The sequence below is a fragment of the Pseudomonas sp. BLCC-B112 genome (genome assembly GCF_028550695.1).
In the GTDB taxonomy this organism is placed as follows: Bacteria; Pseudomonadota; Gammaproteobacteria; order Pseudomonadales; family Pseudomonadaceae; genus Aquipseudomonas; species Aquipseudomonas danubii.
Genome location: NZ_JAQQGK010000003.1, coordinates 406,339 through 419,623 on the forward strand (window position 1 = coordinate 406,339; position 13,285 = coordinate 419,623).

At 60.4% G+C, this 13,285-nt stretch carries 7 protein-coding genes; 3 read left to right on the plus strand and 4 right to left on the minus strand.

The features are described from left to right. Positions 1–150 precede the first annotated feature (150 nt). Positions 151–3,219, plus strand: a complete 3,069-nt coding sequence (locus PQT43_RS10715) for an autotransporter outer membrane beta-barrel domain-containing protein (RefSeq protein ID WP_272753851.1) — start codon at positions 151–153, stop codon at positions 3,217–3,219. Positions 3,220–3,478: 259 nt separating this feature from the next. Here PQT43_RS10715 and PQT43_RS10720 read toward each other — a convergent pair whose 3' ends face one another. Beyond that, a complete protein-coding gene (locus PQT43_RS10720) occupies positions 3,479–4,261 on the minus strand; it encodes an ATP-grasp domain-containing protein (RefSeq protein WP_267268458.1) in 783 nt (260 codons plus the stop codon). Positions 4,262–4,512: 251 nt separating this feature from the next. Here PQT43_RS10720 and PQT43_RS10725 point away from each other — a divergent pair, with 251 nt between their 5' ends. Then, a complete protein-coding gene (locus tag PQT43_RS10725; protein ID WP_272753852.1) occupies positions 4,513–6,132 on the plus strand; it encodes a serine hydrolase domain-containing protein in 1,620 nt (539 codons plus the stop codon). 119 nt (positions 6,133–6,251) lie between these two features. Here the strand turns inward: PQT43_RS10725 and PQT43_RS10730 are convergent, their stop codons facing one another. Beyond that, positions 6,252–6,701, minus strand: a complete 450-nt coding sequence (locus PQT43_RS10730; RefSeq protein WP_170004087.1) for a PTS sugar transporter subunit IIA — start codon at positions 6,699–6,701, stop codon at positions 6,252–6,254. Between the two features lie 83 nt (positions 6,702–6,784). Beyond that, positions 6,785–7,348, minus strand: coding sequence for an RHS repeat domain-containing protein (locus PQT43_RS10735; protein ID WP_267268456.1), 564 nt, complete (start codon positions 7,346–7,348; stop codon positions 6,785–6,787). 247 nt (positions 7,349–7,595) lie between these two features. On the opposite strand from PQT43_RS10735, the gene PQT43_RS10740 reads away from it, so the two are divergent. Continuing rightward, a complete protein-coding gene (locus PQT43_RS10740) occupies positions 7,596–7,781 on the plus strand; it encodes a hypothetical protein (protein WP_267268455.1) in 186 nt (61 codons plus the stop codon). A 580-nt stretch (positions 7,782–8,361) separates the two neighbouring features. Here PQT43_RS10740 and PQT43_RS10745 read toward each other — a convergent pair. Next, positions 8,362–13,284 carry an RHS repeat-associated core domain-containing protein gene (locus tag PQT43_RS10745; protein WP_267268454.1) on the minus strand — a complete coding sequence of 1,641 codons (4,923 nt, stop codon included), beginning with the start codon at positions 13,282–13,284 and terminating at the stop codon, positions 8,362–8,364. Between the last annotated feature and the right edge of the window lies 1 nt (position 13,285).

Genomic DNA, 13,285 nt, shown 5'->3' on the forward strand with positions numbered 1-13,285 from the left:
TTAATGCTGATCGTTTAAGACGATTCTTATTTTGTGATTTTCCTATTGACTTGAGTATTTGAGCCTCTTTTGTTCTAGCGCAGAGGCTTGAAGTTTATGGTTTTTGTTAAAAAAACGATCAGTGTAGCGGTCAGTTCTGCACTGTCGTTGGTGACACTTGTTGCTCCCCCAGCTACCGCTGCCGACTATGAAAAAATCGATGTTTCTTCCGCTGAAGGCGAGTCGCTGAGCCTGGATGATGTGCGCGTCGATTACGTAGGTAGCGGCCCGGCAGTACTGGTCAGCGGTTCGCAGAATGAATTGCAGGGCAGTGGATACGATATCCACGCCACGGCGGGCAGCCCGAGCAGTTCGGTGGTGGGGATGCAGGTGGGGGCAGGTGGCAAGGCTCAGTTGTCTGGTGTGACCATCACCACTGGCGGCTCTGATTACGCCACGGCCGCCATGTCCACCGGCAGCGGCAGTCGCTTGATTCTCAACGATGTAGCCATCACCACTAGCGGTAACCAAAGTCACGGCGTGGTGGTTTCTGCCGGTGGTCAGGCAGAGTTGTCTGGGGGCTCCATCAGCACCTCGGGCAACCAGGCATCGGCATTGTCTGCCAGCGGTAGCGGCTCGAAAATCAAGGCTTCGAACATGACCCTGGCGAGCACCTCAAGTGGGTTTCTGGCGCTCCTCAAGGCCCAGAACGGCGCTGTGATTGAACTGGATCAGGTTGACATCGACTATCAGGGCACCTATGTGGCGATGTCTGTCGACGGCGTGGGGTCTTCCATTAGCGCCAACGGCGTCAACATCAATGCCAGCAATGGACGCGGCGTGAGTGTAAGCAGTGGTTCCCTGACCTTTCATAACGGCACCATCAATGCTCTGGGCGATGGCATCACTCTCACGCCTCAGTACCAGAAGCCAGGGGGGACGGCGCGAGTCAGCAATAGTCAGATCACCTCGCAGAACGGTTACGGCATCAACGTTAACGCCGACCAGTCCGCTGCTGATCTGGACACCGTGCACATCACCACCCTGGGCAACTACGGCTCGGCGATCTGGATGCCGGGCAGTCACACCCGGGTGAACGTAAACAACAGCATCCTGGAAACCCACGGCACGCAGGCCGTGGCCGTCGACAACCGTGGCGGCGTATTCACCATGGACGGTGGTGCCATCATCACCCAGGGCAACAGCTCCCATGCGCTGTACGCCTCGGCGGACACCTCGAACAGCCCGGGCGCGCAATTTAACGTCAGTCGCGTGCTGATCGAAACCAGTGGTCGTGGCGCCGTCGGGGCACTGGCACGGATGTCGGGGGCGCAAATCAGCCTGAGCGACAGCCGCATCGTGACCCACGGTGAACTGGGTTATGGCTTGTTTGCTTCGGGCCGCGGCGCCAGTGTGCAACTGGTCGACAGCGAGGTGCAGACCTCTGGTGCTCAGGCCCACGGACTGGCCATCAGCAACAACGCCACCACCCGCCTGTCGGGCTCGACCCTGACGACTGCTGGCACGGGTGCTCATGGCATTCTCAGTTACGCCACCGGTGTCGGGGTGGTGAACGACGTCGAGGTGACCTCCAGCCATATTCAGACTCAGGATGGTGCTGGCATACAAGTCAATGGTGGTGGCCTGACCACGCGTTTCACCGACAGCAGCTTGAGCGCCCGCAGCAATGGAGAGCGTGGTATCGCGCTGCGCATCGCCAACAGTGCCGACGGGGTATTGGCCGGGCCGGTGCAACTGCAAGCAGTGAGGTCGCACCTGGCGGGTGACGTGCAAGTGGATGGCGGTAGCCTGCAGTTGTCTCTGGCTGATCACTCCAGTCTGGATGGGGCCATTCTGGGGGGCGGGCGTGACACCCAGCTGTCTTTGGACGACAGCAGCGCCTGGATCTTGCGTGGCGATTCGCAGCTCACGCGCCTGAGCAACAATGGTGTGGTGGAGTTTGCCGACCCCACGCTGGCGGGCGCTTTCAAGCAGCTGCAGATCAGTGGTGATCTTAGCGGCGATGGTCACTACATCATGAACACCGACCTGGGTCGGCAGCAGGGCGACCGCCTGATCGTTGGTGGCCAGGTGACCGGCGAAAACAGCATTCTGGTCCGCAACTCCGGGTCTGAACCCGGGGCCGAGGGGCAGAGCCTGACGCTGGTACAAAGCGCGGGTGGCTCGGGTTCGTTCAGCCTGGTCAATCGTGATGGCGTGGTGGACGCCGGAACCTATCGCTACGGCTTGCAGGCCGATACCCAGGGTAACTGGAGCCTGGTCAATGTCGGTCGCCTGCAACCGATGCCGGGGCCTGACAATCTCTCCACTGGCGCCAGCGCGGCCATCAACAGCAGCGCCATCGCCACCTTGCGCGCCACCTGGGACGCCGAGCGCGCGACCCTGGTACAGCGTCTGGGCGACCTGCGCCAAGGAGTGGATCGTCAGGGACTGTGGATTCGCGGGTTCGGCCAGCAGCAGTCGCTGGACAATGGTGTCGGCCGTGATTTTTCCCAGCAGGTGCAGGGCACTCAGTTGGGGATGGATACCCGAGTCGACACCGCCGGTGGTGCTTTGGTGCTGGGCGCGCTGGCCGGCTACAGCCAGAGCGCCCGCGACTTCAAGCGCGAGGGCAGTGGCAAGCTCGACAGCTACCATCTGGGCGGCTACGCCACTTACCTGGATGATTCGGGCTGGTACACCGATACCTTGCTGACCCTGAACCGCTGGTCCACCCGCCTGGACGTGTGGGGCACCGACGGTGCCAAGGTCTCCGGGCACTCGCACAGCAAAGGCGCAGGGCTGTCGGTGGAGGCTGGCAAACAGATCGATCTGGGCGAGCGCTGGTTCGTCGAGCCCCAGGTGCAGGTTTCCATGCTCTACGCCCGTTCGGACAACTATCGCCTGGACAACGGGCTGCAAGTGGAGCCCGGTGATGGCTTGTCGACACAGGTCCGCACCGGCGCTCGGGTCGGGCGCAACCTGCAACTGGACAGTGGCACGCGCCTGCAGCCCTACCTCAAGGCCGGTTGGATCGAGGATCTTTCGGCGCAGAACAAGGTGCGCACCAACGGCATCGGCAGCCGTCCCGATGGCAGTGGTGGCGGTTGGTACGCCGGTGCCGGAATCACCGGGGAACTGACCCGCAACCATCAGGTGTATGCCGAGGTCGAGACCAGTGAAGGTTCGAACATCGATCGGCCCTGGGCGGCCAATGTCGGTTACCGCCTGAGCTTCTGAGGTTACTTTATGGCTGTTTGCCGAAAGCCTGCTGATTACCAGATGCTCCTGAAAGTGACTTATCACATGAGCCGCAGCCTTGCGGCTGAAGATGTGCCGCAGCACCTGCGGAACAAGCTGCGCATCAGCGCCGCGCAGCCGGCGGAGTTGGTGGCGCAGTTGCGGGGCGAAGGCTGGAAGCGGGCCTATATCGATGGCGGTGCGGTGATCCGGGCCTTTTTGCAGGCGGGGCTGCGGTGCTTGCTGCGCTGCGCAGTGCTCAGTCGGCAGCGCCGAGCATGGCGGCAAAGCGCTGCGCCGACCACTCCTTGCGGTCCGATACCTGACCGTCTCCCAGTTCCACCAGACGCAGCACGCCGTCGGCCCGCAAGACCACATCCACCGAAAAAAACCGGCTGTCGATCAGCGCAGCGCACTCGTTCACCAGTGCCGGCACCTCGCCTTGTGCAGCATGGGCCTTGCCGTTGAGCACGAAGTAGCGCCGTTCGCTGTCCTCCAGGTAGTCCTCCCGGCGCCGGACACAGATGCCTCCCTCGATCTGGCCGCGATACTGACGCATGCGCTCTACCAATGGGGCTATGTCTGCCGGCGAATCCACCAGACTGCCGCTGCCGGTGTTCAGCGACTTGACGTAGTCCTTGATGAAATAACCCGGCCAGTTCAGGTCTGCCAGTGCCTGGATAAAGTCGGTGTCGGGCGCCAGTACCCGGGTCTCGCTGGTGTACCGGGCCAGCAGCGGATACCACTCTGGCAGGTGATGGCAGTGCCGGTAGTGGGCCTGGGAGGTGAACTCCTTGGCGTCCTTGGCGTGCAAGTGCTCGAGCAGTGCGCCGTAGCCCTCGGGCGTCAACATCCAGCCGCGGTAGAGCACTGGCTCGTCGGCTGGCAGGGCCGGGGAAGCCTTGAAACGGCCGCTTTCGAAATCCTCGAAAGAGAACAGCGAGGCGTTCAGGCCAGCGGCCAGCACCGCCTCGTACTCGTCCAGGTAGTGCTCGTCCGGGCGTTTGGGGTCGAACGGGTCGCTGGGATACAGCAGGTGCATGGCAGGTTCCATCGAGTGAAAGTGGGGCCGGGTCGAGGGACGCGGTGAGGATGGCGTTCGAGCGGTGGATGATAACGGCATTTTTGCAGGCTTTGTTCCCGGGCCTGCAGCGCCTCATATCCCTGCACGTTTATTCACAGAAAATCACTGACTGCAGACAGATTCCAATGTTTGCGATGGTGATACTGGTGCGCCTTCCGAGGAGCCTCCCAAGGAGCCTGAAGGATCGACGTGACCAGAGGAAAACCCCCATGCGTTCCATGCTTGCAACCTTGCTGATCAGCACTTTGGGCGCGATGCCCCTGGCCCATGCCACCGAGCCTCTGGCGTTTCACGAGGTGTTCGACGACATCAAGCCTGACCAGCCCGGTTGCGCCGCCGGGGTGATGCGCGGCGCCAAAACGATCTGGAGCGCAGGGTATGGCGCTGCCGAGCTGGCCACGGGCCGGGCGATCCAGGCCGATACCCTGTTCAACCTGGCCTCGGTGTCCAAGCAGTTCACCGGTTTTGTCATCCTTGAGCTAGAAGCCCAAGGCCGCCTGGATCTGGATGACTCGATCCGGCGCTTTGTGCCGGAGCTGCCGGCCTATGCCGAGGGCATCCAGATCCGTCATCTGCTGCACCACACCTCGGGCCTGCAGGACTACATGCTGCTGGCGGAGTTGGCGGGGATTCCCCTGACCCAGCGCTTCACCCAGCAACAGGCCCTGGATCTGCTGTTCAAGCAGAACGCCCTGGTGTTTCCCCCCGGCAGCGAATTCAGCTACAGCAACAGCGGTTATGTACTGTTGTCGAGCATCGCCGAGCGAGCCGCCGGCATGCCCCTCAAGGACTACAGTCGAGCCCATCTGTTCGAGCCCCTGGGCATGAGTCGCTCGAGCATTGTCGATCAGTACCCGGTGCAGTTGCCGAACCTGGCCCAGGGCTATGAACAGGACGAGCCGTCCAAGGGCCCCGAAGCCGTGGACGCCCGCTGGGAACAGACCGGCGACGGTCAGGTGCACAGCACTGTGGCGGACCTGATGCTGTGGTTGCGCAACCTGTCCACGGGGCGGGTCGGGGGCACGGCGCTGGTGGAGAAGATGCGCCAGACCGAGCCCTTCAACGACGGTGACCCGGGCTATTACGGCATGGGCCTGGCCAACCGCAGTTACCGGGGCCTGCAAGAGGTGTCCCACAGCGGCAGTTGGGCCGGTTTCAGCACCGATGTGGCCTGGTACCCGAAGCTGGATGTGGCCACTGTGGTCCTGTGCAACAGCACGGAAGGGGAGGCGTCGGAGCGCGGGCATCGCTTGCTGGATGTCCTGCTGGGCCCGTCCTGGTTGCCCCGGGACACGGGCATTCCGGCGCCGCCGCCGAGCATCAAGGCGGTGCCCAAGGCGTTCTTGAATACCTTGGTGGCCGGCACCTACCTGGATGATCTCGGTCATCAGTTCCAGCTGCAACGCACCGGCAAGGGGTTTGTCCTGGACACCTTTCATGAGGTCCTGCCGTTGCTCCGCCAGAGCGATCAACTGATGGTGGCGGACAACGACGGCATCCCGATCTATCTCGCAGCGGCACCGGGGGCACGGATCGTCAGCAACAACCCGGCCTCGACCTACGTCCTGGCCCCGGCTTGGAAACCCGAGGATATTCGTCGTTATGTCGGCCTCTACGCCCTGCAAACCAGCCCCGGACAGCTCAAGGTCTACCCCCGGCAAGGCAAGCTCTACGTACGTATCGGCCAGCACAGCTACCCTTTGCAGCCGCTGACGACGGAGCGCTTTCGCGCCGGTGAACTGGGGGTGATCAGCTTTGCCGAGGAGGGTGCCGTGTTGACCAGCAGCGTGGCACGCAATCTGCGCTTCAGGAAGGTGACGGGGCAATAGCCTCGGGCCGCATGTTGGTAACGGACAGTCGGGGCCTTCTTGCAGCCTTTTGAGGCGAGCATTTTAGACCTGGAAGCCCCACCACCTGGCCAGCACCTCGGACCAGGACCTTTGGGGGACTACCAGTGGTCAACCAGTTGCTTGACCTGCGACGCATCGTGGCACCGCAGCAGCGCCTGACGAAAGCGTGGATTGGAGAACAGCCGGGCAGTGTCCGCCAGCAGTTCCAGGTGTTGCTGATCGGCGGGGGCGGGCACCAGCAGCACGAGGATATCGCTCACCGGCTGCTGGTCGGGTGCGGCAAAGGCCATGGCGGTCTGCGGCCGCAGGTACAGCGCATGGATGCTGTCGAGCTCGGCGAGCCGCGCATGGGGCACAGCCACACCATCGCCGATGGCGGTACTGGCGGCCAGTTCCCGGCGCCACAGACTGGCCGTGACCCAATCGCCGGGCAGTTGCCGCGTTTCTTGAAGATGCTGGCCAACCTGATCGAACAGGCGCTGTTTGTTCGAGACATTGACGTCGAGGAGGATGTCCTCGACCTGCAGATAGCGGGCAAGCTTACTCATGGGCTTCTCCGGGCGTTTCAGGCTTTGCTCAAGGAGAATTGAAGCGCATTTGCCTGGCTGGGTCAGTGGCGGCCGGGCAGTCTTTACGAACTCTTTAGGTGGGGGCTAGGGGATGGTAAGGGAATGGCTGAGGAAGTGAGGTCACTCTTGTGGGCGATGGGTGCAAAGGCGATGGTGTCGGCGTAGATGGGCGAGGTTTCGAGCAGTTTTTTGTCGCTCCACAGGTATTCCTCGCCGATGATGTGTTGTTCGCTGTGGGCGTAGTGCATGCCGCGTTTGTTGCTGCGGCTGAAGTTGAACTTGCGTGTGCGGCGGCCAAAGGCGTCGTACTGGTAGCGCCAGTGTTCGTTATTGGGGGGGTAGAGGTCGGTGAGGCGGTTGTCGCTGTTCCAGCGGTATTGCCAGTGCTGGGGGCGGCAGCCGTAGCGGTGCACGATTTTTTCCAGCAGGTGGCCGCAAGGGTCGTAGCGGTAGCGGTTGGCCCCGGACTTGAGCACGCACCCGCCTTGTTGTTCGGCATGGATGCCCATGCCCTTGGCGCTGTGGATCTGGCCTTCGCTGAGCAGGTTGAGGGCGTTGTCGTAGCACCACTGTTGTGGCTGGCCCTGGCCCAATTGAAGTGTTCTCAGTACAACAACCCCGCTCACCACAAGTAACTAAACGAGGTAGTTACTATAGCTAAGCACGATTCTAAGTCAGACGCTGCTATAAATAAATCGGCTAAAGCAGAACGTTATTGCCGGGGGGGTATTGCCCCAATGGCGGCACTAAAAAGCCCGCACCACAACTGATTATTAAGGGGTATTGGTTTGGAGTAGCACGGTTTTTTAACTGGCCAGCCAGTAATGGTGAATATTGAACAGGGTAGATTAATTATTCAGGTGGGGATCATGTATGAACGGCGTTAATATAACAGGCACCACCACCGATGAGTTTATTTTCGAGCTGATTATCGATGGTGAGGATGTTATTAGAGCAGGGTTTACGCCCGGCGCTGTATTTAAGATAGAAAAGTACCGGAATGGACTGATAATTACCCTTGCCACCGATGAGGCGGAGATTAAACGGTTATTATTGTAGGTGGGCGCTCAGCCGCATGTCGGCGTTGACTGGCTGACACAAAGCTGCCTGACCGGGCAACCGCTGGATATCAGCGTGATGCCCTGTCAGGTGGTGAATCGGGCAAAAGTAACTAAACATATGGATATTTTAAATCCTTCAAGGCTATAAATAGAAATGCCGGAAAGTGCAAAATAATCCACCGGCATTTTATTGGTTACAGTTTATATGAAAAAATAAAAAGACTCATCATTAATAGATACAACATAACTGGGGGACTCATCGAAAACTGGTGATATCAATAGATTCCTCAAGTCATTGCTTTCGATTGATTTTGCTAAAAAATCAATCAAATCGTTCCTGTATGAAACGACTAATTCACCATTAAATAAAACCTTTTTTCCTTTGCGAAAAACAAGATTGTGGGCGATGTAATATTGATTGTCAGACAGTTTATCTTCCAGCTCGACAAACGTATCCACTGGGTATATAGCACCACACTTGGTTAACTCCAACATAGAAAAGAACAAATCACTCTTGTTCGAACCAGAGTAGATTTCCTTTCTCGTAAGAAGCTCAAATGAATAATTATTTTTCATCATTAATTCGGTATATCATAGAAAATATGACCATCCGTTTCATTGTTGTACCACTTGATATGTGGTGAGTCGCCGAATCCGCCTTCCGGCCCCATATGTTGTTCATAACCTTTAGGGTACTTTGGAATACCATCAGCACGTGCACTTTGTGTATGGGCTTTATAACGGTTCATGTTGCCTTGAGACTCTTGTAAAAATGCTTTTGCGTCAGTACTTGACTGCACTTTAACCTGGAATTTATCACCATTAGCAAGAGCGCTTTTCGAATCTTTTATCGCTTGATTCCATTCTTTACTTCCTCTAACTAATGGCTTCATTTCGGAAGCTTTGCTACTGAGTTTTCCTTTATATGCACTACACCCAGCCAGCCCCAGTGGATCAACCCAACTCAACGGATTATCCACATACCCCTGCGGCCGAATCCCACCCGCGAGTCCTATCGGATCTGGACTCAAATACTGCGCCGTCTCCGGATCGTAGTACCGGTGCCGATTGTAGTGCAGCCCACTCTCTTCGTCGTAGTACTGGCCCGGAAAGCGAATCGGGCAGGTGGTCTTGTTGATCGGCACCACGTTGCTGCTGGCGAACTCGTCATTCGCGGCTTGCCATAGCCGTGCCTGGCCCCAGACGTTGGGGCTGTTGCTCCAGCCCAGTTGGCCGCTTTCGTCCAGTAGCTCTCGGGGCGTGCCGAGGTGGTCGGTGACGATGTACCAGAGTTTGTCGCCTTGTTGTTGCGCCAGTGGGGTGATGCCGCCGGGGGCGTAGCTCCAGCGGGTGGCGTGTTCGAAGGCGACGGTGCCGTCGGCGTAGATGGGCGCGGCTTCGAGCAGTTGTTCGCCGCTCCACAGGTATTCCTCGCCGATGATGTGTTGTTCGCTGTGGGCGTAGATCGAGTTGCGTTTGTTGCTGCGGCTGAAGTTGAACTTGCGCGTGCGGCGGCCAAAGGCGTCGTACTCGTAGCGCCAGTGTTCGTTGTTGGGGGTGTAGAGGTCGGTGAGGCGGTTGTCGTTGTTCCAGCGGTATTGCCAGCGCTGGGGGCGGAAGCCGTGGCGGTCGACGATTTTTTCGGCCAGGCGGCCGCAGGGGTCGTAGCGGTAGCGGTGGGCCCCGGATTTGACCACGCGCCCGCCTTTTTGCTCAGCCTTGACGCCCATGCCTTTTGCGCTGTGGATCTGCCCTTCGCTGAGCAGGTTGAGGGCGTTGTCGTAGAGCCATTGCTGTGGCTGGCCCTGGCCCAGGTGGGCGGCGATCAGTTGCTGGTTGGCGTTGTAGCGGTAGTGGCTCTGGCCCCAGCGGTTGTCGTCGATCTGGATCGGGTTGAAGGCTTTGTCGTAGCGGTAGTGGCGTTCGACAAAGGAGGTCGCTGCTGCGCCGGCCTTTTGCTCGGTCAGCAAGCTGAGGCTGTTGTAGTGCTGATGCAGGTTGAAGCCGGCGGCGCTAGTGCGCTGAATGTCGCGGCCCAGGGCGTCGCGGCTGATCTGCAGCGGTGCATGGCCGGCGATCAGCAGTTGTGCCAGGCCGCCATTGCGGTCGTGCTGCCACTGCACCTGGGGCAGGGCGGCGAAGGCTTCCTGGGCGTTGGCCTGTTCGGCGATGGCACCGGCTTGCTGGCCGATGGGCAGGCCACTGGCGGGGTCGTACTGGTGTTCGATCAGGCGGCCATTGATGCGTTCGCTGAGCAAGCGGCCCACGGCGTCGCGTTGGTATTCGATATGGGCGCCCGGGCTGTTGACGCGGATCAGGTGTCCGACGTCGTTGTAGTTGAACTCGGTCTGTTCGCTCAGTTCGCCGTTGGCCCGGTAGTGAGCGATGTTCAGCAGGCGCGCACTGGCGATGTCGTAGTGGTAGGCCACGCGGGCGCCGTCGGCACAGTGTTTTTCGCTGAGCCAACCGACGGCGTTGTAGCAATAGCGGGTGAGGGTGCCGGCGAAGTCGCGTTCGGCGATCAAGCGCCCGGCCTTGTCGTAGGCGTATTGATACACGTCGCCGACGCCATTGGTCAGGCGGGTCAAGCGGGTGAGTCTGTCGTAGCCCAGGGTCAGGCTTTGCCCGCCGGGGTAGGTGAGCTTTTCCAGCAGGTCGAAGGCGCCGTAGGCGTAGCGGGTGCGATGACCTTCGCCATCGATGAAGCTGGCCAGTCGGTGTTCGCTGTCGTAAGCCCAGTGTTGTTCGGTGCCATCGGCCAGGGTCACGCCGCTGAGGGAACCTCGGGGATGGGCGTGCTGGCTGTGGTAGGCATAACGGGTGATCTGGCCCAATGCGTCTTGCTGTTGGAGAGGGCGGCCCAGGGTGTCCAGCTGTACGCGGCTGATCTGGCCGTCCGGTTGCTGGATTTCGCTCAGGCGCTGTTTGCGGTCGTAGCGGTAAAGGGTCTGGGTGCCCTCCGGCCAGGTCTGGCTCAGCAACTCGCCATGGGCCCCGTGTTGGTAGGTGGTGGTACGCCCATCGGGGTCTTTGACGCTGCTGAGGTTGCCCTGGGCGTCGTACGCCATTTGCCAGGTGACACCGTCGCCGGCGACGTAGCGTGTCAGCAGGCCTTGGGTGTTGTAGTCAAAGGTGTGCCGGGTGCCGTCCGGGTTGATCTGAGTCAGCAGCTCGCCGAAGTCGCTGTAGCGGTAGGTGGTGGTGCGACCCAGAGGGTCGGTGGTGGCGACCTTGTTGGTGTATTCGTCCCACTCGGTCAGCCATTCGTGGCCCAGCGCATCGATTTTGCGCACCACCAGGAAGTCGCTGTTGTAGTAGTGCCGGCTGCTACCGCCTTCAGCGTCGTGGTAGTCGGTGCAGCGGTTGGCCTCGTGGTACTCGAAGCGGTCGGTGTAATGCCCGCTGTCGGCATGGGTGCGAATGACTCGCCCTTTGGCGTCGTAGGTAATGTGGAAATGGGTCTTGTCGGTGTCGTGCCACTGGGTCATGTGGCCGGCGTTGTCGTAAGCGTGATACAGGGTGCCGAACTGATGGCTGGCGCAGTCGGTCAGCATGCTGTGTTGCTCATAGCGGCAACTGAGCAAGCGGCGCGGGTGTTGTTCGCTGTCGTGCAGGGTGATGCCTGTCAGATGGCCTGTGCTGCTGAGCTCGATGTGCAACTGATAGCCGTCGCTGTGCTCGATACGCTGCACCCGTTGCTGTGGACCGTAGATAAAGCGGATGCGGTTGCCGTTGCTGTCTTCGATCGCGGTCAGGGGGCGAGTGTGGTTCGGGCTGTGGGCAAAGCTCAGGGTCTGCTGGGTCGCGCGGTCATACAGGCGCAAGGTGCCCGAACGTTGGCCGCTGAGCAGGTAGCGCCCGTTACGTCGGTTATGGGCCTGGACTTCGTCGTCCGGCGCCTCGTAGTCCAGGGTGCTGCCGTCGACCGTGTGATAGGTAATGCGCTGGTGATCGAGCACCAAGTGCTGGGACCAATCGTCCGCCCATTTAAACCCCAGCAACCCGCGAAAATTGGCCCGTGAGCGGTACAGGCGCGAGAGTTTCAGCGGGATGCTGCCGGGAATCTCCAGCACCGGCCAGGTTTGCAGGTAGTCACCGGTAGCGACATCCACCGGCTCGCCTTCAAGACTGCATTTGCTGGTTTCGCAGTTTTTGCCGCTGTCGGAGGTCCTCCCGGTTTTCACGTCTTCTGCGCTGCCGTGGGCGGCACCTTGGGGTCTGACGTGAACGCCGTCGCCGGCATGGGCGACGGTTTCAGTGCGGTTGGCGTTTTTCAAGGCATTGGCGGCTTTGGCCGCTTCCGCAGCCTTGCCTGCCTTGAACAGCGTCCAGGGCAAGGTCAGGATCTCCACGCCCGCCCGGGTCACGGCCTCGATGTGATTGCCCTTGGACCAGGCATCGGTGACTGGTTTGACCAAGGCAGAACCCACGGCCTTGGCTCCGTTGCTGATGCTTGTTCCGACAGTCCCCGGGGTGATGTTGCCCAGGCGCATGTTCTCCGCGAGGATCTGCGCATCCAAGGCACGGCCGCGCAGACCATCGGCGGTGTAGTTGCTCTGCAGGCTCTTGGCTTGATGCTTGGCCCCGGTGTAGGCCAGTTCGCCGATTCCCATGACCGTGTCTTTGGCAAACCCGGTTACGCCCCGGGTGACTTGCGCATCGGCGTCCGCCACCGCCGGAAAGTAATGGGCAATCAGCGGACCCATGGGCGTCGAGCTCAGCACCGCCCCTTGCTTGATGCTGGCGATGCCTTCATCGGCGCTTTTGTTCCAGCCGTCAAAATCGATGTACTTATCCAGCCCATCGATGTCGAGTTGCTGCTGTTTCAGGGCTTCGCGCTCGGCCTCCAATGCTTGCAGGCGTTCGCTGGTGCGTTCTCCGGGAGGGGCCAGGTCACTCGTCTCGCTGGCAACCGCAGTGGCCGACTGGGCCGTCGTCACAATCTTGCCCAGGGTGCCGCCTACACCGGCGGCGTTGCAGTTGATCAGGCAGGCGCTGTCATGCCGGGCCAGCGGCAGGCCATTGACCTTGACGTTGCCGTGGCCCTCCAGCAGCTTGACGTTGCCCGCGCCCAGCGAGGTGCCGGCCACCACATGTGCGCCGGCATCGGCCTGGACCTGATTGAAGAGGTCACCCAGCCGATAGACCTTGGTGCCACGGGCCTTGACGTCGCTGGAAGCCAGCACCGGTTTGTCCAATGTCGCGAACGAGTCAAAGGCCACCACCACCGGTCCGACCCAGCAGAAGTCCGGCACACTGCACACGGCTTGCCATTCACTGCTGTCATGGGCGACGTGGCGCTTGCTGCCCCCTTTGGCGGTGGCGGCCGCGTCCCTATCCACCGGCGCCGACTCGGCGGCTACCGCTTGAGTGGCGGCGGCTTTTTGCGCGTCCAGCTCAGCTTTCAGCTGCTGCAACTCACTGAGCCTGCGCTCATCCATCAAGCGTTGTTCCGCTGCCGCATCATCGGCGCTGTCGGAGATCGTCAATCTGTCCGTCATG

Coding starts and splice junctions, on each gene's coding strand:
- PQT43_RS10725 (WP_272753852.1), top strand. CDS start 4,513: ATGCGTTCCATGCTTGCAACCTTGCTGATCAGCACTTTGGGCGCGATG.
- PQT43_RS10740 (WP_267268455.1), top strand. CDS start 7,596: ATGAACGGCGTTAATATAACAGGCACCACCACCGATGAGTTTATTTTC.
- PQT43_RS10720 (WP_267268458.1), bottom strand. CDS start 4,261: ATGCACCTGCTGTATCCCAGCGACCCGTTCGACCCCAAACGCCCGGAC.
- PQT43_RS10745 (WP_267268454.1), bottom strand. CDS start 13,284: ATGACGGACAGATTGACGATCTCCGACAGCGCCGATGATGCGGCAGCG.
- PQT43_RS10730 (WP_170004087.1), bottom strand. CDS start 6,701: ATGAGTAAGCTTGCCCGCTATCTGCAGGTCGAGGACATCCTCCTCGAC.